This is a genomic window from Persicobacter psychrovividus, from assembly GCF_036492425.1.
GTDB lineage: Bacteria > Bacteroidota > Bacteroidia > Cytophagales > Cyclobacteriaceae > Persicobacter > Persicobacter psychrovividus.
In genome coordinates this window covers 393,032-417,687 of the sequence record NZ_AP025293.1, presented here as the reverse complement: position 1 = coordinate 417,687, position 24,656 = coordinate 393,032, and the positions used below count along the sequence as shown (strand labels likewise).

The following is a 24,656-nucleotide window of genomic DNA, read 5'->3' as shown; positions in this document are numbered from 1 at the left end:
GAGAATAAGCGAGTGCTTAGTGTTTTTTAGCCTCAACTGACTACTTGACTAAGGAGGGAACTATGAAGGGAATTTTACTATAAAAAAATACCCGATGATCGGAAACTCACATTATCAGACTTCCTTCATCGGGCACTTTTTGTTATCAATTCAATACGGACTACTTTTTAGGTAGTACTCCATATATATTTTTTATCTTGATGTTATCCTTTTTAGGATACCAATTTCCGACCTTACCAGTTGGGGCTGCTGCTGCCCACAATTTGTTAATAGTGCCGAAATATAAAGTTTCACCATCTTTTATTATCGTGGATTCAAGTCCGGAAATATAACCATTGTTTGTTTGATATAATTGCTCACCATTAGCAGTATTTATGGCAACTGTATTCTTTAAAGAGGCCAGATAGAGTACTTCATCCTCGTACAGATACTGATAATTTAAGTCATCATTAGTTGAAAATTCCCAATCCATATTCCCGCTTTGACCATTATAGCACTTAACATAGCTTCCGTCAAAAGCATCACTCAGCCTTACAAAAAGATTATTTCCTATGATGTTGATTTGGTTGTTATACCAAATATCATCTATATGCCATACCTGTTCTTGCTTAGTTAAGTCGTAGCCTATGACTTGGCGGTCACCATTTTTATAATAAACCAATACCTCTCCCAATACACCTACTAAACTACATTCCTCATCGAGAATGTTTTGGTCGAAATTTCCATTGTAATCAATAGTGAAAATACTGTAATCCCCCTTTTGAAGATAGATTTTGTCCTCCTGAAAATATACCTCTCTTAGGTAATTTTCAACTGTCCAAATGATACTACCGTTCTCGGGATTAATTGCAACAAATAAATCATTTTCTGTTTGCACGTACAATACATCATTTATCATATGCATCTCTTCGGAAGACTGAAGATCACCTTGTTGCCAAACCGACAGTCCTGTATAAGCATCCAAGGCTTCTATACCAGCCTCAGAGGACACGATCAAATGTGAGTTATGTAGAATACCGTAGTCATACGATTGGTCAATTTCCCACACTTTGTTATCATTCAAAGCATCGAGTAAAACAGTGGATTTGATGCCTGTATGTTGTGTTTCTTCACTGATTAAAATGAGCTTTTCCGAATTATCGGGCATTACCTGAATATCCACTGTTTTGAGTGGTGATTCATCCCCGAATGAAAAATGGTCTATTTGACTGTTTAGGGGAGTCCCCGTTCCAATCAATTGGATTGTTTCGAGTTTTGGTACCGAGGTTACCTCTCCCGATGCTGTGAATTGATAACCATTACCAGGATTCAATACAATATTATAACTGCCTGGCTCTTTAAAATAAAAATAGGCCTTAAGATAGTCCTCCGGTCCCAATGGTTGCCCAACATGGTAGAAGCCTGAAAACTCCATCCCTTGCAAAGTGGCGTTGATGTCAGTGACTTCTTCTTGATCGTTCTCCTCATCATTTAATGGATCTCCATCTTTTGAACAGCTATAAAAAAGAATAGAAAAGCCAAGAAGGGTCAAGGCCAAACGGTGACTTAAATAGTTCATAGGTTTTGATGTTTTTTAAAAAAGCCAATCACCCTTTTAGTATTTTTTGATTGACCAGTAATAATTTTCAATATATTTATTATTAATCCAGAAAGTAACCTTTATGTCCTTAAATTTAGCTGTTGATACGGAAATATCTGCTGTTGGTAGTGGGCGGGTGATTTATACGGGAGCTGTCCAAATGTACCTTCGAGGACTTTTTGCATTAGGATAAAGCTCATAAACATCAAAACAAAGCATCCTCAGTGTTGATTCCAAAATGCTCAAACAGCAACTGCACCTGCTGCGCATTGTAATAATGCACCCGATCATTCGATGATAGGCTCTTCAACTTCTGCCGTAATTCCCTGCACCGTTTAATCTCTCGCCTCAACGCTTGCATGGATGCGGATGCTGAGGCGGCGTGTCCAAAAATAATGTTAGCAACATCTTGCTTATACATGGTGCGGCATTTGAGGTTCATAGGTGTGGGGTTTTGTGTTGAAGTAAAATACAAAAAAAAGGCGGTCAGGATGTATGTAAAATGCGCTATATAGGTCTTGCAGGGCACTTCAATAGAGCTTTATACCACTTTCATAGTGCTTTTAGGGTACTTTGATACAGCTTTGATAGTACTTTCATAGTACTTTCGCCCTGCTTTTTTGAAAGAAAAAAGGAGCATTATGCCCCTTTGATAAATTATGTCTGTAACAAATTAACAGAATACTTACAACCTATATAGCTTCATTCTATTTAATTCATCTTCCAAGTCAGCTTGCCACTGTCTCAAGCCGGCATGAAGAATTTTTGCACGTACGCCAAGTGGGTTATCATATTTGGTTCTTGAGACCCAATTAGTTAAAGTAGATCTTTTAAGTTCCTCTTGTTCTTCAATAAATCCCCCTAAAGTACTTACAGTTTCTTCATAGTCCGATGTACTGGTAGTGAACAGGTAAGTGGCTTTATTGATTTTTGAGCTTTCCCAAATGACTGTTATTTGATCATCACCTTCCTTAATTGTAAATAAAAAGCCTGGCGTAAAAGTATTACCCCCGACTACATTACCTCGCTCATTAACAAATAAGATTGGATAATCCAATGATTGCTTTTTGATTAAAATGTCAATACATGGTAATATCTCCTTATCAATATTATTCATGGAAAACTGCGAGTTAGATCCTGCAATATTATCAAGGACATCAATAAACAGATCCGTACTTTGAGAGGGGCAGACCTTGATATAGTTAGTGAAGAAGTCTAAGTTTTCAACAGAAATAATCTTATTGTTTTGAATGGACACCTTAATTGGATCTGTACTTTCACGCTCAAGGATTCCCTTTATTAAATTATATTCTATTCTGCTTTGGGGATGGTGGTGCGTTAAGATTTTCTCTTCGTTTATTAATTTTATGTATTGGGGTCTAAACTCAATATTTTTCCATAAGAAACAGTAAGTTTGAGTTTCAAAGGTAGTTATTTTTTTTACATGAAAATTAGATGCTTTAGGTTGCACAATTTTTGCCCTGTCATGTGCTATTTGGTTCTTTTTTTCAATTATTGAAATTTGACTATCAGAAATGTTAAATTGATTCGACTGCTTAAAAAATTCTATATCAAACAAACAAAATCTATCTGTCATTATGTCACTGAATCGATTAATCTGCATCTGCTCTTTATTCAGCTCTCGAAATACTTTTATGGCGTAGGAAACTTGGCGTTTAAGTGCTTTACGGTCCCTTTTCTTTTTCTTATTTTCTTGCTGTCTATTTTCTTCTTCTTGAATTTTAAAGATTTTATCTTTTACAACATCATGTGGCTCAGGGAAAAGAACATAGTTTAAGATGTTTCTAAAGTTATCAAAGCAGGCTGAAAAAACTTTTTTATCAGTGAGAGGTGCTATTTTTTGGATGGTGTTGAATTTATTTTTCCCTCCAAATATAAAACAATTACTTTTTAGATATTTAATATGATGTTGATTACTCTCATCTGAGAGTAATAAAAACAACTTATTATTATGCCTAAAGCCTAAGTCTTTATTTGGAGATGCAGTTATTGATGATAATTTTATGTCTGCACTTACTTTAGTTTGGTTAATGATACTTTTATTTGGGTTTGGCATTAAGTAAATAGGGATGTAAATATATTTGTTTATACCGCCATGAATATATACTATTTCAGTTCCTTCAAAGTAGACTGTCAAAGGCTCGTACTTTCTATTCCTTTTTAGCTCCCCGAATGCCCCTATTTTATATGGACTTTCATAGAATAGGATAGGGTCAAACTCGACGCCATAGGTGTATTCTTTTGACTTGAAGATGAATAATTTTGGTAAAACACGAATTTCCTCGAATGGTATCACTATTTTGGAGGTGTATCGCTTTCCATTTTGGTTACACACATTTTCCCAGCGTACTTTTTGACCTTTAATATGAGCTTTTGGATTTGGTTTGTTTTTACATCCCTCTCTTTCATGATCAGCTAATGCCCCTAAAAAAAAAGTCCCACATTTTGGGCATTTTTTATACCTTGGCTTAAACTCTTTTTTACTTTTTAGTTTATTTCCTCTATTGCTTGATTTCATAATGTAAAAATTTAAAAAAGTGTAGTTGGTTAAAAAGCAGCCTTTAAATACCCAACAAATAACTGTCTTGTAGGTAGCCTTTTTCAAAATAGAATAACATCCCAGTTTAGAACTACTTTTCAATCCGTTTCAAAAAAGTAACCACACTAAATATAGGGTAAAAAGGGGTATAAAGCCCTATCTTTCTATCCACTATTATTCAATAATCTGCGCAAGTCTTTGAAGCTGCGGTTGGGTGATATACTGCTCTTGCTTCGCCAACATTAGTAATTCAATGGCTTTCTCAATATCACTTTGGGTAGGCAATTTGGAAACGGACTTTGATTCCTTCTTTTGGGGAGCGCTAAGTGGTTGATCTTTGGCAAAGGCAATCACTTTTGCATCAGATAGCTTCCGGAAGCCTAACAGAATAGCCTCCTTTGCACCGGCTTCCTGGGCTTCTAATTTATCCAGTCCGATTTGGTACAAAGCATCATTCCTTACCGTTTTCTCTGAAACTCCGTGCTCTTGGGCTATATATTCAGACACTCTTTTTTCAGTGGGTAAATTTTTCCCACTGAAATTTGCCCCTCGTCTGATACCTCCGTTCTCATTCTTCATCCGATTATACAACAATCCCCGATAATATTTCATCTGTTTGCTGTTCAAATTTCGGCGACCTAACTGATTGATAAGCATCCATTCTTTTGCCTCATCAACATTGCTAAAATGTTTCTCCACCGTGGGGAACCGATCCAAATCGAGAGCTTTAATAATGCCCAATCGGTTGTGTCCGTCGAGTAGGATTTTTTCGCCTTCATGTAGCCAAACCACCAGCGGATCACGCACGCCTTCGGCTTGAATGCTTTCTTTGAGGCGTTGTTGTTCCTCCGGCGTTGGCTTCTGAATGTAGGCTTCGAAGTCAGGATGAACGCTGATGTCCTGCGTGGAATGATAAATTACATAAGGATTTTGGTCTTGCTCGTGGTGGGCAAAAACGCTTCCGGTACCTTGTTTGACTTGTTCGAGAAAATTCATAGGGCTACTGCTTTTGGTTCGATCACTTGGTTAAGGTCCTCTATGTAGGATTGAAAACCGGACTTTATCATGTCAATGGCTATGCGGTCTAAGCTCACCTCTTCAAACTTCACATGCTGTTTGATGCCTTCACCTAAGAATTGAGCATCGAAATTTTTGACCAGTGCTTCGTGCTTGACTCGCCCTCGAACTTTGTTCGCCAACACAAAAATCTGCATCGGCGTTTCGCCGTATTGCTTGCGCAAATTGTGAACATAATTCAGGGATTGAATGAAATCGGCAGTGGCAGCAAAGTCAAGAGTGGTGCAGATCGTCGGCACGATCGTAATGTCGGTCAGCGACAAAACGATACGGTTCACCTCCGATTCGGCATAGCCGGAAGTATCGACCAACACATCATCAAAACGGCTTTTCAAATCCAAGATCAAGTCAATCAACTCATCATTACTCGTCTTGCGGTTAATTGTGAAAACCTCCGGATGCTTGCGGCTGCTGAATTTCGAGAGGACCGATATGCTTTGTTGCGGATCGGTGTCCAGTATAGCGACCTTGCGGTTTTGGAGGTAGAACATAGCGGCGGCGGTCATGGCCAAAATGGAGGTCTTACCGACGCCTCCTTTGTTATTTGCGAATGTGATAATCATTATATGTCTTCTTTTGGTGCTGAAATGTTGTTAATGTTTTGATACAGGTCGTCTAATTTGATATTGTCCAAATTGAATGGTAGAACCATGCCTTTTTTCCTTCCGATGAATATGATAAAGTCCACACTTTCCACGAAATCATAATTACAATTATCATCGTGATCAACGGTCAGGTGCTCAACCAAATCGAACCTGATTATATCGCCATGACAAAAGTTGTTGTAGTTTTTCGCCAAACTTAAAATATACGGCATAACCACATCGGATTCAGGGGCGGGATAACCCCCCTCCAGTTTGTTATTAATGAACATGATAATGGCAAATTCTAAATACTGCATATTTGGGTTGGTTTGAGGTTAGGGTTAATCTTTTATATCAAAGTTCGAATTTGAGTTGAGTCCAAAACCAAGGACTTTGCCTGTCATTGTTTTTCCAAGATTCATTTGCTCATTAATAAATCCCATAATTGCCTTCGGTGAGATCTTGTGGGATATTTCCCCGGTGTACCTGTTCAGAATAATCATATCGTAATCATCAACCAACATCAAATCACCATTGATCTCACCATTCGCATGAAGGTGGTAACGATACCGGTATTTAATGATTGGGTATTCACTTTCAAAGCTATAATTTGGTTCCTCATTTTCCTGCTGATCGACGTGTAGGTCCTCGACCAGCTGTACCTGAACCACTGATTCCGGTGGCACCTGATTTTCCATCAGTAAATTGAATAGCGGATGATAAGTTACTTTGTCATGTGGGACATCAATGAAGTCAGTGAAGATACCTTCGACCTTCACGACTGCGGCTCTTTTGTAATAATCCATTTTAGTAGGTGGTTTATTGGGTTGGTTAATTTTGTGTTTCCTCATTTCCTCACTCGTTTCCTCAGTTTTAGCTACTTTTTCCTCATGTTTCCCTCACTATATAATTACATAATTATAACTTTAATTGTATTATAATAATAAATAGGGTGGTATTGAGGGGTGAATTTAGGTGTTGAGGAAATAGGTGACTTTTACGCGCGCATGTGAGTAATAGGAATTTGATTTATTTCTTCTATCCGATTATCACCATCAGGAATGATAATATCATATTCATAATATAACTTCACATAATCGAGCAGAAAGCCAGATGAACGCTTCCTTAGCTTATCATAGCGTAGATTCTTGGGCTCGTAGCTGTGAAAAGATGGATGCTCTAAAATGGCCTCCTTAATATTATGCTGAGATTTCGTCGGCTCACCCGTCCGGTAACTTTCCTTTTGATAAATGTCTTTGTAAGTTTCCCTTAGTTTAAAGTAAAAATATAGGTGGCCGTTATCCTGGTTTGTGAAATCATAATGTATGCCTTGTTTAAAATCTGTACTGTTTCTGATGGTTAGTAGAAAATCAATGACCAAATCCTGTTCTTTATAAAGCTCATTATTATGGCTGAATACCTCAAGGTACTGCTCGTAAATGCCTTCCTCATCAATATATTTTGTAAGAATGGGGTAGCTGATTTTAGCCAATTCGAATATGGTTAAGAAAGGGGTGATATTATTATAATCACGGGCTTCAAGCTTAACGCCCTTGTTTTGAGCAGAAAGACGGATTTTCTCCTTAACAGAAGCCCGGACTTTCTTGTAATTAGCGGTAACGGTAGGCTGTAAGGACAGTAGTTGATTGGTCAAGTGGCTCATACTTTTGGTTTGTAACAGCTCATTTAGCTCTTCGAATTTTTCATCATTCCATTGTTTAGCTTCTGACTTATTGTAAGTTAAGATCAGACAGCGGGACATTAGCGGCAGGTTGTTGGTCGGCAAATCATTACCGGTAATGATCGTGCTACTTTTTGCTTGTGATGAAACCGTTTGGTTATCGTTGGTGAATTTCCCCCGTGCATCACTTGCTCCATCAGCCAATGATTTAAGAAACTCAATGGTTTGCTTTGGTAGATTCTGGTTATATTCGCTCAAATAGGTGGGGATATTCGATACTGATGCCATTAAGCGTTGTATGCCTTTTGTGGTTCCACCCGAGGGTATGTTTATGCCGTCTGCTTGAGGAATTCCACCGAACATATACTGTAGGCTCCTCGCTCCATTAGACTTCCCCGATCCGGCTACTCCATAAAGAAATAGCAATGGGAAATATTGATACATCTGATAAATATCTCGCCAAAACAATGAAGCCAGGTAAAACAGGATGAGGAAGGGCGCTTTTCGTTGATGGACCGCAAAGAAAAGCTCAAAGAAGTATTCCAAAGAAATTGGGCACTGTTCAGCATAGCGATAAACCATTGCGGACCGATAACCAGATACTTGAACATCTTCCACATAGCTATTGGCTTGAATTGCCCACGGAAAATAAAACTGCTCTGCTTCCAATTCAATTATTCCATTGTTTTGGCACGGATAAAAGCGTCCTGCCTTAGTGATCCCATTTCCCCAAACCCAAAAATCCCTTTGAGCATTTCGGCCTATGGTTTCCAGTTGGTAAGCTGTTTTTGCTTCCTTCATGGCCTTGGCTTTATAGGCCTGGAATATAGATTCAGTGGCATTAGTCCCAAGCCAAATAACACCTAATCTATTGGAAATTAGTTTTTTAAAAGAGTTAAGTGTTGATAGGTCCGTTGCTAAGGCCATCAATAGAAAATTTCGATGTTCGCAGGTTTTTATTTGTAACAGAATTCTGTTTTGTTCACTTTCATGCTCAAGGAAATACTTTACTTTAAAGGTGAAATTGGCTACCCGTTTTACGCCCTGATTGGTTAATGTCATGATGTAGCCATTTTCTACATAGAAATCATCTTTCATGTAGGATTGGAGGTTTTCTTCGGAAAGACTATGATGATTTACAGGGAGCTTGACGTTTTTGGGGAGCTTAATTTGATTGCGGAATAATTTCCATCGGCTTGACACTAATTCATAATAAGCCATTCGTTTTGTATCGTCGGGAATCGACAATATTAACGCGCCAAGTTGCTCAACCTGTTCAGCTTCGAATATTGGGCCTTTTTCTTTGATCTCAAGCAGTAAGGGTGTTAGAAGGTAGTCTTCTATATAGGGCTGTTTTGTCTGAATAAAGCCCAGTGCTTCATCCTGGGTAAGGGTAGCGAGATATTCGTCTGGATCTCCATATTCGGGTACGAGTACCGATACATTTAACCCTTTGCCTATTGCTTTTCGAGCGATTTTATCAATTGCCTTTCGGCCAGTTTCACCATCGTTATCAGCTATATAACAAATGTTTTCGGTTAGTTTCTTGATTAAAGAAATTTGACCCTCATGTAGGTGAGTACCTAATAACGCACATGTGTTCCAAAGGCCTTGGCTCCACATACGAAGCACATCAGTAGGTCCTTCGCACAAATAGAGGGTGTCTTCTTTACCTTTCTGTTTTCCAATAAACTGGTGGGCGACATGGATGCCGTATAGTGCATTCTTTTTATCCCATACTTGAGCACCAGAGTGCAGGTATTTAGGTTTTTGTTGCCCAATCGCTCTACCGCTAATAGCGATCACTGAGCCAGTTAAGTCAAAAATTGGGAAACAAATTCGGTTAGCAAATCGGAATTTGCCAGCGGGATTAAGGAGGTCTGTGCCTTTTAAGTTTAATTTGTCAATTTGAGCGGAGGGAGGTGAGATCAAGAAACCAATTTTTGCCGCCTTGAGAGCACTTTCAGTATATTTTCGACCTAAAAATTCTGGAGGTAAATCGTTTAAACTTGCTTCTTCTATTGTGGCTGAGAGTACCTTCCCGATAGCTGATTTGCGATCTCTGATTTCACGGATCTCTCTTTCTTGTGCTGCGCTTAATTGTTCATATTCAATACTCAGGCCGTATTTGTTGCCTAAATATTCAATGGCTTCCGTGAAATCAAGTTTTTGGTGTTTGCGCAAAAACTCAATAGCATCACCTGATGCCCCGCAGCCAAAACATTTATAACTATTCCGCTTTGGGTGAATTTTGAAACTGGGTGTCTTTTCTTTGTGGAATGGACAACATGCCTCATAATGTGCGCCTTTGCTCTTTAGAGGGATGAAATCTTGAATAACCTCGTGCGTTGCTGCAACGGTCTTAATTTGCTGAATACAGTCTGGGGAGATGAATTTATTCATTTTTATCACATGAATATACCATGCAAACATTGACTTTTTAAGAGAATATTTTGCGGGTGGTAAAAATCAACATCACTCCCTGTATGAATCCGTATTCAAATAGTTATATTTAAATACAAATTTAACGAGGGAAATTTGATGATTCTAATTATGAAATTGTTTAACTCGCAGTAGCATAGAAAAGCGTTTTCCTCAGAGAAGGTCAATGAACGTAAAAATTGGATTTTTGTAAGTTTGCAGTTGCCGCTGCGAACTTGTTTATTGTCCCCTCCAAGGCTAACGTATTCTGTGCGTTAGCTTTTTTTATTTTTTAGGAGTGTTGATCAATCAGTGCTTCGACTTTCACCTCCAACCATTTTGCTATATTAATCAGCTCCTCAGGCTTCAGAGGGCGTCCTTCGTTCTTTAGAATCCTTGTAAAGCGCTGTTTGGTAATCCCCAGCTCTTTCAATTTTTCATTCGTCAGAATGGGTTCACATCCCCATTTTTCTCGAATTATCTTACCTATATGATTTTTCATTTGTGGGTATAAATAATGAATTATTTGGTGTTATAAATCTCATTTTATACCACAATAATTGAAATTTTGAGCGAATAAAAAAATCCCGAAGTAGGGGCTCAGACATGTTGTTATGATCTCAAACAAAATATTCACACTGTTATATTTACGAAATTATCGTGCATAGGGGAGGGGATGCTGTGAATAGTCTAAAATAGATGTGTAAATATGATTATTTTCATTTTTAGATCAAAAATGAAGGCTTGTTTTGATCCTGAGTCTCAGGTAAAAGGGGGTGGTTTTTTTGTTGGTAAATAACTGATAATCAACAAAAAACAAAAGCCCGGGAACCACTCCGAGCTTTTTAACTATACCAAACTATAACCTTATGAACCACTATGATTATACTAATCTAAACGGGATGTCAAAGGTGTAAAAAGAAGGGAGCTGAACCGAGCGGTTGAGCTCCCTTTCTACCCAACATCAACCTGATTAGTTATTTGCAAAGTCTGTGCCATAAATTATAATTTGGACGATTTTTTATTTTTGGATTACCTTTTCTTTGATTTTTTATGGTCGGTGGCTTGTGAAGGGGCTGACTAAAAGCAAAAATCCCCACGCTTTTGAGGCGTGGGGATTTTTTAAATAACAAACTCAACTCAACTTCTTAGTGAAATTCTCTTTTATATTAACCTATTGGTAGTTGTTCAATGTTTGTGCCAATAATTTAAAAGTCAGTGAGTTGTGTTGATTTTATAGGGCGGGCTGTGGGGTCTTTGACAGTTTAAAGTTTATTTCAGCACCTTCGGTCAGGGTTTGGTGATCTATAAAAAGCGAAGATTGTTTTTTTCCGTTCACGGTCAGGCTTTTAATATAGGGGCGATCGGTGGCTTTGGGTGCTTTAATGACAATTTTGTCGCCATGGTAATAATCTTTGTCGAGGTGGATAACTACTTCTTCAAATCGCGGTGTGGTGATCAGGTATTTGGTGCTTCCGGCAGACTCTGGGTAAATACCCATCATCGAGAATGCGAGCAGGGACGACATGGTACCAGTATCGTCGTTTCCTGGCAGTCCGGCTGGGGTGTTGGAGAACGATTCATTGATCATCTTGCGTACCTGTCGTTGTGTTTTCCATTCCTGACCTTTCACATAATTGTAGAGGAAAGGGTACGCCATATCGGGTTCATTATCTGGCTCGTAATGCCCTTCAGCAAATAACTGGTCAAGGGCTTGGAGGTATTGTTTTTCTCCACCCATCGTTGCGATAAGCTCAGGAATTGCATGCGGAACCATAAAGGCATAGTGGTAGGCGGAACCTTCCACATAGCCGATAGCGTGTGTGAAATTCTCTCCATCTTTAGGATTGAAAGGTGACATAAACTCACCATTCGCCATTTTAGGGCGTAAAACTTTCGTCGAGGGATCATAGAAATCTTTGAATGAGGCTGTATAAGCGAGGGCTTTTTTGCTCCATTCCTCCTCTCCAATGGCTTTGGCAAATTGACCAAAAGCATAATCTGCAATATTGTATTCGAGGGAAGTGGACACACTCCCCCAAACTCTTGCTTCCTGCTCATCTCCGCCGTCAAACAAATCACTTTTTTCCGACTCCACAGGAATATATCCCAGTTGCTGATAGGCTTTGTTGCCGGGGCGAACAGGGTTGTCTTCGATGGTCGAGAAGTGTTTTTTCATGGCTTCCATCGCTTTTTTTGTATCGAAGTCATGAATCCCTCTGAGGTAGGTATCTCCAATGACCGCCATGGCAGGGTCACCGACCATCGTATAGGTTTCTGTTGAGTTGAGTTCCCATTTGGGCAACCAGCCACTTTCATCATAAATATCAAGCATGGTTTTTACCATTTGCGATTGCTGATGTGGGTAGAGTAGGGACATTAAAGGATGGAGGCTTCGGTAGGTGTCCCAGAGCGAAAATACAGAATAGCGCTCATGTTCCTGCGAGTTGCCAAACCCCTGATGACCTGCAAGATTGTAGTCACCGTTAACGTCGGATTGGATATTGGGGTGAATTAGCGTATGGTACAGTGCGGTGTAGAACATGGTTTTATCATCTTCACTTCCTCCCTTCACTTCCACCACTCCAAGGGCGTCGTTCCAGTCCTGCTTGGTGGCAGCCAGTACCTGATCGAAATCTTTTCCAGCAGTTTCTGCACGAAGGTTTTCACGGGCATTCGCGATGCTCACATAAGATACGGCCACTTTCACTTCGACGGTCATGGGATGGGCATTGGAGTAATGCATATAGGCACCAATAGAATCGCCGACAACATGATTTCGATAATTATCAATCATTCTTAATTGCCCGTTATAGCCTTTCATCCATTGCGCTTCAACCCCTTCATTTGGGCGTGCCTCTTTCCAAATGCCAAAATCGTCGGCAGGCTTCGAAAGCTCCATTACAAAATAAACAGGGTAAACGGCTTTGGGATTATTGTAGCAGAAAGATCCAACCGTCACCATGCCCTCAATTTCGTGGTCAGAAACCACTTTCAGCATGGCGCCCTGCTCGTTGGTGAGCCCAAGGCCGAGGTTCAATAATACATTTGATTCTCCTGCAGGGAAATGATATTTGCTTATGCCGACCCTTCTGGATGCGGTGGCTTCGACCTCCACATTATATTTGTCGAGATGCACGGCATAGTATCCGGCAGAAGCCTGCTCCTGGGAATAGGTAGACCCGTAAGACTTCCAGTCGGGGCTGGGTTTTCCTGTGGTGGGCATCGTTAAAATTACCCCAAGATCGGGGCAGCCTACACCACTCAGGTTAACATGGCTGAAGCCTGTAAGGAAAGTATTTTCATGCCAGTAAGCCATAGAATTCCACTGGCTGTCTTTATCAAATTTGTTTTGCTTTCCTGCTGCGTTGAACGGCGAAACGGTAGCCATTGGGCGAGGGGCAATTGCCCCAGGGTAGGTGGCTCCATAGTTTGAAGTCCCAATGAAGGGATTGACATAATCCGCATAGGATTGCGCCATTAATGAGCTGCTCCATGCGAGCAGTACCGCCACAGAAAAAAATAAGTGTTTCAACATATTTCAAAAGATGATAGTTCGAAAAAAGTGCAAGGGATGGCATGCCTTTGCCCAAACCTTACTGATCAAATATCAACAGCAACAGCGACAAATGCCTGTACTTTTTGCTCTACACTTGGGTTACATTTTCAAAAATCAGTGGTTACATGGCGGTTTTTGGCATAATTTACCCCTTATTCAGGTTTTGTTACTTGTTGGCGGGGAATGATTTTTGGGGTGTTGAAGTGTTTTATCTTCCTGATAACAAAATAATTACGTCATATAATTACATGGATTTTTTCTAATCACTCGAATAATGTTTAGCTTAGTATAAACAATCAAAGAAAATCATGGATACCCGCATCATTTTAGAAAGCCAAGTAAAACGTAAAGCAGCAGCTTACCTTTGTTGGGTGTTGCTCGGCTGCCATTATGCTTACCTTTCCAATTGGAAAAAACAGTGGTTGTATTGGCTTACCCTTGGAGGTTTTGGACTTTGGGCGCTCATAGATTTATTCCGAATCCCTCAGTTGGTGGAGCGTCACAATAAAATGATTTATGCCAATATTGAGTGCCTTGAATTGGAAGAGATAGAGAAAGAATTGCAGCTCCACCAGGCCTGCACCTATTAGGTTAAAAAAACAAAAACACTCCCTTTTTTATTTATCTTAGAGCAAGCTCCTGACAGGGCTTGCTTTTTATATTCAAGGGGGATTGCTCCCGATCAATCAGTAAAGAAGATTCGCTTTATGAAAACCACCAGCAAACAGACCGTATTTGAACAAGGCAGTTTATCCCAATTGGTATGGAGTGTTATTTTTGATGGCGTGGGGATGCTGAGTTATTTGTACCCCGGACTTGGGGAGTTTGCGGATATTTTGTGGGCACCTGCGGCAGGCTATATCCATTATAAAATGTACGGCGATAAGCAACTCGCACAGCTCAGCTTTTGGGAGGAGCTTTTACCAATGACCGACGTACTGCCTACCTTTACCCTGACCTGGTTTTATGTTAGGTTTTTCAAGCCCAGAAATCAGTAATGTAGAAATTTATTTATATCGCAAGAGTTTTTAGTAAATGTCAATAGCTATTTTTATTACTGATATTGTGTTTGGTGACTTTTGGGAGCCGGGAAGTTGCTCTAAAAGTGTTAAAAAACCATGCCGGGTATATGTATTTTGGTTCTTATAATGTGGTGGTTGGTTGATTCGTTTTTTATTTTATTGAGGATGATTATTATTTTTGCCGCGAGGCTTTTTATAAATGAATTTAATTCGAACTATTTTTCTGTAAAAATTAAGGGTTGGTTATGGTATTGTTTATGAGTGTTTTGTGTAATTTTTGTCTGATTTTCTGATAAAAGTCATATTGCATTTTAATTGTCGCTAATGTAATTTTAAGCAATATCTATTATTGTTTAAACCTATTTTCGACTTCATTACATATGAATCTCAAACTACTTTTTATCTTACTGTTGACGATTCTGACTAATCTCAACATTGCCTTTGGAGAATCTGGCCCTGACAACATCAGCCCGTCGCACCATCAGCACGAACAAAAACATTTTGAACTGGAGGTCTCCTTAACAGATGAGGCGCATGTAGAATTTACCGGGGCAGTTTATTTTTTCCGAGAGAATAAAATCCAACTTACAGCCGACCAGTCGGGGCACCATTTTGCCTCTGTGTTGGTGCACGAAATCCCTTTTCACCATTCGCATTGGGGGACATTCTTCGGCGCAGGGATGAATTTTGGTTTCGATCATGAGGAAGATACTGACCCAACTTTAGGTGCGCATAAACCAGTGGCCACTCAGCCTGTTGGTCACCATACTCACTGGGAAAAGGCGCTGCTGATTCAAAGTGGTATTGCCTATAATATTGATGAACACTGGAGCACAGGTGTGACGCTCAGCCCAGCTTACGACATGACCATGCATCAGCCTGATTTTGCCATGACCTTTGATTTGGTTTTCGGCTTCTAACAATTTTCCTCGGGAATGCTTACCTTTATAAAAAAACAGGAGCAGCATGGCCAAAAAGAAATGGAAGGATTTCAGTGGGGTGGTTTACTCTACGGATCCGGATTACGAATATGAGGAGGAGCAGAACGGTACTCAGGATACCCTGCCACCGCAGCAGCAAAACCTCAAAGTGATGCTTGATAAAAAGCAGCGCGCAGGAAAGAAAGTTACCCTGATTACGGGTTTTATCGGTTCAGAAGATGACCTCAAAGATTTGGGCAAAACCATCAAAACCAAATGTGGTGTGGGTGGTGCAGCCAAAAATGGTGAAATTATGATCCAGGGAGATTTCCGCGATAAGGTCCTTGAATTGCTGGTAAAGGCAGGCTACAAGGCGAAAAAAAGCGGCGGATAATCCGTAGAAATTTGAGCGTGTTTAAAAACGTATATTACTACTGCAAGTTCGGGTTATTGTAATTGATGTTGAATTATTTATCACTGCTACAATACTCTAAATTTTCAGCTTTAAACATGCTCTTCAAGATTATTGCAGTAGCACAAACTTGATTCCGCAGCATTTTGCATTTATGATTAAAAAAGAGGCTTTCTCAGCAATAGAGAGGGCCTCTTTTTTTGTGGGTCAATTATCTGTTCATCGGTGAAAGCGAAAGGTTCAGCTGATGGAAAATATTGGAAACCTGCACGCTGTCGGCTTCAATAATCATGTGCAGCCCCACATAAACGGGCTGATCAGTGGTTTCAGGGAAATGAACCAAATGGCGGTGAATCGAATTAAATTCCTGTGTAGTTGCAGGACTGTCGACATCGGCCTGAAAAAGTAGTGGGCCCATTGGCTGCAATACTGGGGAATTGTTCAGGGGAAGGTATGTCGGGTTGGTTTTTACGGTATCTTTCACCAGCTCAGGTCGCATCTGATCCTGGGATACACTCCAGTAGATCGACACCTGTCCTTTTGTTGCCGAACCCAAAGTTTGAATATTGTTCTCCATCTTGAGGTTGGTAGTGATGAAAAACTGCCTGTTGGCATCAATTTTCAAAGCATTTTCCCACTTGCTGAGGGGATAAATGAAATGCACATGCGTTCCTTTTGGCAGGGTCTGACGGAGCTTAAATGCTCCTCCGTCATTTGTTTCCGCTTTCTCCCACGACATTTGTAGTTCCTGACTGTCGTTGATATGGTGGTTAGAGGTGAAAACGTTCCACTTGTCAAAATTATCATCGAAATTAATGTGATAAATGATGTTGGGCCCTTGTGTTTCGTCCACGGATAAACATGCGGAACAAAAGAACAGTAGGGCGACTAAAATATAAGAAAGGTGATTCATGGCGATTGATGTTATAAAGGATAAATATAGCCATATAATTGCTAAAAATCAGTATCAGCCGCAAGCTATGGGGATATTTATGCGGAGATCTCCGGTGCAGGTACTCGCTTCAGTGCAGTATGTTTTTGCGGTTGCCTTTGGTGTTTTATCGAAAATCGGGCTGATTCCCGGTATCAAATATTGGCTGTTGTTCTCTAATACTTTGGTGGGGACAAATAAAAAGGACACAAATGAATGTGTCCCTCAAAGTGGTTCGGTTATAAATTATTTTTTTAACCTGCTGATCATCAGTAGGTGTAGTTGTTTAATAAGTTAAATGAAAGCGAATTTACCATCATTTTTTTTGCTTGACACGGGAAGTGATCAACCAATCATACAATTTTGTTCGCCTCTTTTACAAACTTAGACATATCCATTGGTTCTTTGATTTCATAAATGATGAATTATATGCTTAAAAGAGCATTTTCATATTAGAATTTAAGAAAAAATAAGATAGTCCATTAATTCTGATATTTACTGTATTGTTTAATCCTGAGGGCTGCAATACCTTTGATTTATCAAAAACGGCAATCAATAAGCCGTTACAATTCGCATATTAATAATATGTGTCTGATTCATTTGTATTTTTTCAATCCAATTAAATTAATTATATCATGGATGCTTCAAAAGTAAGATCAAAATTTATTGAGTTGTTTAGTAATGAGCCAATGATTGCACGTGCTCCTGGCCGAGTAAATATTATTGGTGAGCATACCGATTATAACGATGGCTTTGTTTTGCCTGCAGCTGTTGATAAAGAGATGGTTTTTGCTTTAGCGCCTAATGGGTTGGAAGTGGTGCGTGCACATGCTTTGGATTTGAATGAAACGGAAGAATTTCCATTGACATTGGATGCTCCTCGCGAAGGATGGATCAACTTTATCATCGGGGTTACTGTAGAGCTCAGCAAAAAAGGCGCAAGCCTGAAAGGTTACGATTTGGTATTCTCAAGTGATGTGCCAATGGGTGCGGGGATGTCTTCTTCTGCCGCTTTGGAGTGTGCTTTGGGTACAGGTTTGAACACCTTGTTCAATGCAGGACTTTCACAGAAGGACATCGCTTTGGCGGGTCAGGCATCAGAGCATAATTTTGTTGGGGTGAAGTGTGGAATCATGGATCAGTTTGCTTCTACTTTCGGTAAAGCCAACCACGTTATCCGTCTGGATTGTCGCTCTAAAGAAATGGAATTGGTGCCTTTGAAAATGGAAGGTTACAAGCTGGTATTGTGTAATACCAAAGTAACACATTCATTGGCCTCTTCTGAATATAACACTCGCCGCGAGCAATGTGAAGCTGGGGTGGAAATTCTGAAAACCAAATACCCAGAGATCACGAATTTGCGCGATTGTACGCCTGAGATGGTAAAATCTTGCCAGGCAGAGATGGAAGCAAAGGTTTACGATCGTTGTTTGTATGTGGTGGAAGAAAATGACCGCCTGATGCGCGCTTGCGACTGCATGGCTGCAGGAGATTTGGCGGGTCTTGGTAAAGAAATTTACGGATCGCATGATGGTCTGTCGAAATTATATGAAGTGTCTTGTCCTGAACTGGACTTCCTTGTCGATCAAACACGTGAGCGTGAAGATGTACTTGGTGCACGTATGATGGGCGGCGGATTTGGTGGCTGTACCATTAACCTGGTGGCGGCAGATGCTGTTGACGGCTTTATCGCAGACTTAACCGCTGCTTATAAAAAGGAATTGAATAAAGATATGGAAGCCTATGTGGTTGTTACTGGTGACGGTGCACGCACAGAGGCTGAGGTGGAAGCATAACCACCATAATATTTACTGTAAGACTGGCTGGAGATATGCTCTGGCTGCTGGCTTTCAGCTGAAATTACTGATGAGCGCACTGCTGGTTGATCGTACACCGCAGCGACACATCAGCTCATTAATAACAAAAAGATTAGTTGGTTGGTGGAGGGGGTGAATATTTACCCCTCCTTTTTTCACCACCATACTATTTTCCCTTTAGATTTCATGGGTATATTTTAGCGCAGTCCTTGCCTCACCCATGCTTTTCAAGAATTTCCCTAACGTTTGTAAATTTAATCAAGATGGCTAAGTTCAGTTTTGAAGATCATCCACATCGCAGATATAATCCACTTATTGGAGAATGGATTCAGGTTTCTCCTCACCGTGCAAAACGCCCATGGCAGGGGCAGGTAGAGAAAATTGAAGAAGAGAAACGCCCAGAACACGACGAGTCTTGCTACCTGTGTGCAAGAAATACACGTGCCAATGGCGAAGTGAACCCTGATTATCAGGATGTGTGGTCATTCAAAAATGATTTCGCCTCCCTGCTTGAAGATATCCCTACGGGAAGTTTTGAAAAAGACGGCCTGCTGAAAGCGGAATCAGAAAGAGGTCTTTGTAAAGTGATCGTCTTCAGTCCACGACACGACCTTACCGTTCCAGAAATGCCGACAGCAGACATCAAAAAAGTAGTTGACCTCTGGGCGAAAGAATATGCCGAGCTGGGCAGCAAAGATTTCATTAACCATGTGCAAATCTTTGAAAACAAAGGTGCCGTAATGGGCTGTTCAAACCCTCACCCACACGGGCAGGTTTGGGCACAGGAGAGCATTCCTGATATTCCAATGAAAAAGCAAAAAGCGCAGTCGGCTCATTATGCCGATAAAGGAACTTCCCTTTTGATGGATTACCTGAAAATCGAGCAAAAGGAACAGGAGCGCATCATCTTTGAGAACGACCATTTTGTAGCCCTGATTCCATTTTGGGCAGTTTGGCCATTCGAAGCGATGATCCTTCCAAAGCGTGCAATGAGTAACATCTCCGAAATGACCGAGGAAGAACGCCTTGCTTTTGCCGATGCTTACAAGCGCATGACCGTCCGTTATGACAACCTTTTCCAGTGTTCATTCCCATATTCTGCGGGAATCCACCAGGCGCCAACCGACGGACAGGCACACCCTGAATGGCAATTGCATATGTCTTTCCTTCCGCCATTGTTGCGTTCTGCCACCGTGAAGAAATTTATGGTAGGCTACGAATTGCTCGCCAATGCACAGCGTGATATTACTGCTGAAGGTGCAGCGGCAAGATTGCGCGAGTTGTCTGAAAAACATTACAAAGGTTAATTCACCAAATCAAATTTATAATTTGTGTTTTGTTTAACTTATCTACTACTTTGATAAGTAAAAAACAGCATACTTAATAAGAAAAATTATGATCTTAGTAACAGGAGGTGCAGGATATATCGGCTCACATACCACTGTGGTATTGCAGCAAGCAGGTTATGAGGTGTTGGTCGTGGATAACTTATCCAATTCAGAGGCCAACGTTATCGACCGTATCGAGAAAATTTCCGGCAAGCGCCCAGCCTTTGAGGAAATGGATTTGGTGGATACTGCAAAGGTAGATGCTTTATTTACCAAATACCCTATCGAGGGGATCATTCACTTTGCGGCCTCAAAAGCGGTAGGGGAATCTGTTCAGAAACCACTATTGTACTACCGCAACAACTTGCAGTCGTTGATGAACCTGCTGGAATCCATGAACAAGCACGGGGTGAAGAACATTGTTTTCAGTTCTTCTTGTACAGTATATGGTCAGCCTACGGAAGACAACCTGCCCGTAACAGAAAATGCGCCTGTACAGGTGGCACTTTCGCCTTATGGCAACACTAAACAAGTCTGTGAAGAAATCCTGCGCGATACCATTTATGCGCACGAAAATCTTCAGGGGGTAGCCTTGAGGTATTTCAACCCTGTGGGTGCACATGAGTCGGCACTGATAGGAGAATTACCGATCGGTGTACCACAGAATTTGATGCCATTCATCACCCAAACGGCGATGGGCTTGCGCCAGGGGCTGAAGGTTTTTGGAGGAGATTACCAAACACCTGACGGAACGTGTATCCGTGATTATATTCACGTGATGGACTTGGCAAAAGCACACCTGATTGCTTTGGAGCGTTTCATGAAATCGAATTTCAAAAAACGTTTCGAGTGGTTCAACCTTGGAACAGGAACGGGATCGTCGGTGTTGGAAGTGATTCAGTCTTTTGAAAAAATGTCGGGAGAGCAACTGGCCTATGAGATTGTTGATCGCCGTGAAGGGGACATCGAGCAGATCTGGGCAGAAACAACGATCGCCAATGAAGAACTGGGCTGGACGTCGGAGCTTACCCTGGATGATATGACCGCTTCAGCATGGAAGTGGGAAAAATACTATAACGAAGTACTGAAACCACAAGCGGAAGCTTAACAAAAAAGAGGCTGTTTCTATCATTGAAACAGCCTTTTTTTTAATCAATTATTATCTGAAATTTTAGTGGTCGATGAGTCATTTTTGGGCGGACGGATTACTGTCCGTAACCATCATCGCCGTGGAAGATTTCAACCTCCTGAATATTTCCTGCAAGCACAAAATCCTCAAGGGCAGCATCAAGCTGAATAATTCGGCTTGGCTCGAAAGAATGAATGTCGTATTGCTGAATGGTGTTTTCTCCAGGGATTCCCATGTAGAAAAACCGTTTACTGAAGGCGATTATCGCATCTGAAGGCAAACCGTTCATCTGGCCATTGCCGAGGCTGCTGAAATCATCAGTATGAAACAGCTTTACCGCACCCGAACCATTGACGCAGGCCAGCGCATTGCTCTCCGCACAAAAGGCTATTTTCTCAATATTTGGCTGACTGATGACCCGCTTGAGCTGACAAGCCTGCTCGCCAAACGAAATCTGATAAATACCTTCAGGGCTTTGTCCCACCAGAGTAGGCGTACTTGTGAAGAAGATCCCTTCATGTTCCGAAGGTTTGTTTTTTGGCCACAACAAATGCAATTCATGGATATTTTTCGGATCATCATTTAACGATTGCACTTCCCACTGCTTGTTGGTGTCGTTAAAAGTAACCACCTTAATACCTTTTTCAGTGGCATAAACCGCAAAATAGTGATAGGTATAATTGGGAGGGAAAACACTGTTGTCAGCATTAATCCATTTGTAATGGGTGGCGCTGTAAATCTCCCCAAAATTACTGAAAGCCGTTTCGGTTTTTTTAGTCGCTTTATTGATGATCAATAGCTGATTATCTGGCTTTACCCTGAAAATAAAATCTTTGCGGGTAAAGGAGGCCTCATCAGTCAGTACACCGTCAAACTCAAAAGAAGGAATCCCTTTTTTGGCCATCGGCAGGTTGGTTGTAGGCTGAAGCTCAATGCCCATTTCCTGTCCGTTGAATACATCTTCAGCACCGAAAGAATATAAATCTCCGTTTGTCAGGGCGTTAAAATAGCAATAATCTCCCCAGCTAATGGCATCTGGCTGTGGCACATGAGCCACGAGCGCAACATCAGGATTTTTCAGGTGGTAATGGTTGATGTGAAAGTCGAGGCCGGTATAAATTGCACTCACCGACTGAGCGCCATAGGCCACCACATTACCGATGTTCAGTTTGAGGTTTCTTAAAAAGTGAACCCCATTTTCTGGCAGTCCGAGTCGCGCTGTTTCGCCCGTTCCCAAATCTATAATGTCGAGGGAATCGGTGGGGGAATAACTCACATATAATTTTACGGCTTCATATTCGCCCATCGGGTTTTGATGGACAATTTCTGGATTGATCGTCAACGGATGTTCCACCTGTAGTTGTGCACCATTTTGGTCGATAACGGTAAAAATCAACTGGGTAGTTCCCAAAGGGAAGTCCGCAGGAATTACAGGGTGTTTGTGGACAAAAGGGTTTCGGATGCCCGCAAACTCTTGTGAATAGTCGAAAATCAAATCATCCCCTTCAGGATTGACAATGGTAACGATCAGTGATTTGACAAGGTGTTCGGCCACCACTTGCGCCTGCAAGTGCATATCACGATTGCGGTAGGCATGTTGATTGGCGCTGTGGCCATCTTTGGAACTGCCCCATTCAAGGTTTTGGATCTCGATACTGTCCGATGAAGAAAAGTCATCCTGTGGTTGGCAGGCGATCATCAAAAGGAATACGATAGGTAGAAGTAATTTTTTCATACTTCAAAGGTAGTTTTGTTTTTGCAACTATATTGCAATTAAGGTGGTGGGCTATATTTTTCAATAGGATTAGAGAGGTAATCAATATCAATAGAAAGAGCGGCAAAGGGGCTGAAAAGGGATAAATCATGTGCCGATGGCTTCAGAAAACCATTTTTTCTCTTAATTTGCTTCAAACTATTCAAAAATGATGAAACCTTTAATCACCCCTGATGAGCTCAAAACGCTGAGTAACGACCCCCAACTGATCCTACTCGATGCCACCATTCCCAAAGTTGGGCAGGCCGAGGAAGATTTACCACCTGCCATCGCCATTCCAAATGCGCAGCTGATGAACCTCAAGGCAGATTTTTGCGACGCCACTTCAGGGCTACCGAATACAGTGCCTACGGTGGCGCAGTTTGAGAAATCTGCCCAGCAGCTGGGGGTTCACAAGGACAGCAAGGTGGTTGTTTACGACCGACACGGGATCTACTCTTCCCCTCGGGCGTGGTGGTTGTTTTTACTGATGGGACATACTTCAGTGTCGGTGTTGCAGGGCGGTTTGCCTGCGTGGATTTCTGCGGGCTACGCAACGGAAAAGCTCGGGGATGCCGCCGTTCGTCCCAAGGGAAACTTTCAGGCGGAATTTCAGGCACATCGGTTTGTTAATGCAGACGATTTAATGCGTCAGCTCTCGGGAGATACAAGCCCCAAACCATTGTTCGATGCCCGCAGTGCTTTGCGTTTTGAGGGGGCAACTCCTGAACCCCGTGAGGGAATGCGAGCAGGACATATTCCCCGCTCGAAGAATATCCACTATGCAACAGTCATCCCATTGTTGGAAAATGGGGATAAGGAGGGACTGAAGGCTGTTTTTCATGAATATCCGACTTCAGAGACGGCCACTGTTTTTACCTGCGGATCGGGCATTACTGCCTGTATTCTGGCATTGGGAGCAACAGTTCTTGGGCATCAGGATTGGGCAGTTTACGACGGGTCGTGGAGTGAGTGGGGCGCATCGGACAGGCCAATAGCGCAGGGGAAGGGGTAGCACATCGGGCAGCTTTTCGGTTAGCCAAAAAATCTCGTTGGATAACATCAAATGATGGTCATGCCACCGTCCCAAACCTCATACAATTTTGTGGGTTAATCTCAAATTGGATTGGCACAACATCCACCGAAGGGCAAATCAGCTTGCCCTTCGGTGGTTGAGCGCCCCTTAATCATTCAGTGCATCCAAATGATGGAGGTGCCCAAGAAGTGTGGTGTCGTTAAGGGATTTGAAGTGGCGACAGGCAAAAATTTTACCTTCATATTTCACGACGGCATAATCAAGCTCATTATTTTTTGATTTCAGTACATGCACATCGAGCCCAATGGTTTGCCCGTTTTCCTGAAGTTGATCGACGAAGCCATTTTTGAGCTTTCGTCCCTGAAGTGTTTGAACATATGGCTCCACCTCATTCAGTTCAAATGGGGAATCTGAGAGCAGGTGAAAATGATAGAAATCTTCAGGGTGTTGGCGGTTGGTAGTGCGCAAACCGTTTTCCGTCGGTCGGATTTCTTTTTTGTTGGAGCAGCCGATACTGGCCGTGGCCAGCAGACTGAAAAGCATTACTTTTTTCATGGTAGGGGTAATGAATGACATAAACAATTAAATCATCATTGGTGGTCATCAGGTGGTTGTGGTTTTTATTCAAGTAGTTTATATTAAACAACTTACCTGAATAAAGTGTGCGAAGGTAGACTTTTCTATTGACGGGCACAAGTGCCGAAAATCCATTTTCAGGGGAATCGATATTGACTTTCAATCTTTATGTATTGATTATTCTTTCTGGTGTTTTCGCCGTTTATCTTTCGGTCGGAAGGCCAGGAAGCTAACCACATTTCAGCAAACGTTAGCTTAATTTTATTGGGCA

General features: G+C 41.4%; 22 protein-coding genes. 9 read left to right on the top strand and 13 right to left on the bottom strand.

Annotated elements, in window-relative coordinates:
- Positions 1 to 160: 160 nt before the first annotated feature.
- The 10 genes from AABK40_RS15285 to AABK40_RS15240 form a co-directional block, all read right to left on the bottom strand.
- Positions 161 to 1,558, bottom strand: a complete 1,398-nt coding sequence (locus tag AABK40_RS15285; protein ID WP_338398532.1) for an outer membrane protein assembly factor BamB family protein — start codon at positions 1,556 to 1,558, stop codon at positions 161 to 163.
- Positions 1,559 to 1,784: 226 nt separating this feature from the next.
- Entirely contained in the window at positions 1,785 to 2,000 is a 216-nt protein-coding gene (locus AABK40_RS15280; protein ID WP_338398531.1) for a DUF4248 domain-containing protein, read from the bottom strand.
- Positions 2,001 to 2,264: 264 nt separating this feature from the next.
- Positions 2,265 to 4,118, bottom strand: coding sequence for a hypothetical protein (locus AABK40_RS15275; protein ID WP_338398530.1), 1,854 nt, complete (start codon positions 4,116 to 4,118; stop codon positions 2,265 to 2,267).
- Between the two features lie 195 nt (positions 4,119 to 4,313).
- Positions 4,314 to 5,135, bottom strand: coding sequence for a ParB/RepB/Spo0J family partition protein (locus AABK40_RS15270; protein ID WP_338398529.1), 822 nt, complete (start codon positions 5,133 to 5,135; stop codon positions 4,314 to 4,316).
- On the bottom strand, positions 5,132 to 5,779 hold the full coding sequence (locus AABK40_RS15265) for a ParA family protein (protein WP_338398528.1): 648 nt from the start codon (positions 5,777 to 5,779) through the stop codon (positions 5,132 to 5,134). The genes AABK40_RS15270 and AABK40_RS15265 overlap by 4 nt, the downstream gene beginning before the upstream one ends.
- Entirely contained in the window at positions 5,779 to 6,117 is a 339-nt protein-coding gene (locus AABK40_RS15260; protein WP_338398527.1) for a hypothetical protein, read from the bottom strand. Before AABK40_RS15260 ends, AABK40_RS15265 begins: the two co-directional genes overlap by 1 nt.
- Before the next feature lie 24 nt (positions 6,118 to 6,141).
- Complete coding sequence (locus tag AABK40_RS15255) at positions 6,142 to 6,606, bottom strand: hypothetical protein (RefSeq protein ID WP_338398526.1); 465 nt, start codon at positions 6,604 to 6,606, stop codon at positions 6,142 to 6,144.
- A gap of 191 nt (positions 6,607 to 6,797) precedes the next feature.
- Complete coding sequence (locus AABK40_RS15250; protein ID WP_338398525.1) at positions 6,798 to 9,884, bottom strand: DNA primase; 3,087 nt, start codon at positions 9,882 to 9,884, stop codon at positions 6,798 to 6,800.
- 310 nt (positions 9,885 to 10,194) lie between these two features.
- On the bottom strand, positions 10,195 to 10,404 hold the full coding sequence (locus AABK40_RS15245) for a hypothetical protein (RefSeq protein WP_338398524.1): 210 nt from the start codon (positions 10,402 to 10,404) through the stop codon (positions 10,195 to 10,197).
- 732 nt (positions 10,405 to 11,136) lie between these two features.
- Positions 11,137 to 13,440 (bottom strand): GH92 family glycosyl hydrolase, encoded by a 2,304-nt coding sequence (locus tag AABK40_RS15240; protein ID WP_338398523.1) that lies wholly within the window; start codon positions 13,438 to 13,440, stop codon positions 11,137 to 11,139.
- A 329-nt stretch (positions 13,441 to 13,769) separates the two neighbouring features.
- Between AABK40_RS15240 and AABK40_RS15235 the strand changes: the two genes are divergently transcribed.
- From AABK40_RS15235 to AABK40_RS15220, 4 genes are all read left to right on the top strand, one after another.
- Positions 13,770 to 14,051, top strand: a complete 282-nt coding sequence (locus AABK40_RS15235; protein ID WP_332921956.1) for a TM2 domain-containing protein — start codon at positions 13,770 to 13,772, stop codon at positions 14,049 to 14,051.
- 117 nt (positions 14,052 to 14,168) lie between these two features.
- Positions 14,169 to 14,459, top strand: a complete 291-nt coding sequence (locus AABK40_RS15230; protein WP_332921957.1) for a hypothetical protein — start codon at positions 14,169 to 14,171, stop codon at positions 14,457 to 14,459.
- Positions 14,460 to 14,863: 404 nt separating this feature from the next.
- A complete protein-coding gene (locus AABK40_RS15225; protein ID WP_338398522.1) occupies positions 14,864 to 15,403 on the top strand; it encodes a hypothetical protein in 540 nt (179 codons plus the stop codon).
- A gap of 46 nt (positions 15,404 to 15,449) precedes the next feature.
- Entirely contained in the window at positions 15,450 to 15,797 is a 348-nt protein-coding gene (locus tag AABK40_RS15220) for a translation initiation factor (protein ID WP_338398521.1), read from the top strand.
- 229 nt (positions 15,798 to 16,026) lie between these two features.
- On the opposite strand, the gene AABK40_RS15215 is transcribed toward AABK40_RS15220, so the two are convergent.
- Positions 16,027 to 16,728 (bottom strand): hypothetical protein, encoded by a 702-nt coding sequence (locus tag AABK40_RS15215; RefSeq protein WP_338398520.1) that lies wholly within the window; start codon positions 16,726 to 16,728, stop codon positions 16,027 to 16,029.
- Here AABK40_RS15215 and AABK40_RS15210 point away from each other — a divergent pair.
- From AABK40_RS15210 to galE, 4 genes are all read left to right on the top strand, one after another.
- Positions 16,727 to 17,044 carry a hypothetical protein gene (locus AABK40_RS15210; RefSeq protein WP_338398519.1) on the top strand — a complete coding sequence of 106 codons (318 nt, stop codon included), beginning with the start codon at positions 16,727 to 16,729 and terminating at the stop codon, positions 17,042 to 17,044. The two genes, AABK40_RS15215 and AABK40_RS15210, sit on opposite strands and share 2 nt — an antisense overlap.
- Positions 17,045 to 17,381: 337 nt before the next feature.
- Positions 17,382 to 18,542 carry a galactokinase gene (galK, locus tag AABK40_RS15205; protein WP_338398518.1) on the top strand — a complete coding sequence of 387 codons (1,161 nt, stop codon included), beginning with the start codon at positions 17,382 to 17,384 and terminating at the stop codon, positions 18,540 to 18,542.
- Between the two features lie 284 nt (positions 18,543 to 18,826).
- Positions 18,827 to 19,870, top strand: coding sequence for a UDP-glucose--hexose-1-phosphate uridylyltransferase (locus tag AABK40_RS15200; protein WP_338398517.1), 1,044 nt, complete (start codon positions 18,827 to 18,829; stop codon positions 19,868 to 19,870).
- Positions 19,871 to 19,958: 88 nt separating this feature from the next.
- Positions 19,959 to 20,999 carry a UDP-glucose 4-epimerase GalE gene (gene galE, locus AABK40_RS15195; protein WP_338398516.1) on the top strand — a complete coding sequence of 347 codons (1,041 nt, stop codon included), beginning with the start codon at positions 19,959 to 19,961 and terminating at the stop codon, positions 20,997 to 20,999.
- 97 nt (positions 21,000 to 21,096) lie between these two features.
- On the opposite strand, the gene AABK40_RS15190 is transcribed toward galE, so the two are convergent.
- Positions 21,097 to 22,755, bottom strand: coding sequence for a DUF4625 domain-containing protein (locus AABK40_RS15190; RefSeq protein ID WP_338398515.1), 1,659 nt, complete (start codon positions 22,753 to 22,755; stop codon positions 21,097 to 21,099).
- A gap of 187 nt (positions 22,756 to 22,942) precedes the next feature.
- Here AABK40_RS15190 and AABK40_RS15185 point away from each other — a divergent pair, with 187 nt between their 5' ends.
- Positions 22,943 to 23,788 (top strand): sulfurtransferase, encoded by an 846-nt coding sequence (locus tag AABK40_RS15185; RefSeq protein WP_338398514.1) that lies wholly within the window; start codon positions 22,943 to 22,945, stop codon positions 23,786 to 23,788.
- Between the two features lie 168 nt (positions 23,789 to 23,956).
- On the opposite strand, the gene AABK40_RS15180 is transcribed toward AABK40_RS15185, so the two are convergent.
- Complete coding sequence (locus AABK40_RS15180) at positions 23,957 to 24,364, bottom strand: hypothetical protein (protein ID WP_338398513.1); 408 nt, start codon at positions 24,362 to 24,364, stop codon at positions 23,957 to 23,959.
- Between the last annotated feature and the right edge of the window lie 292 nt (positions 24,365 to 24,656).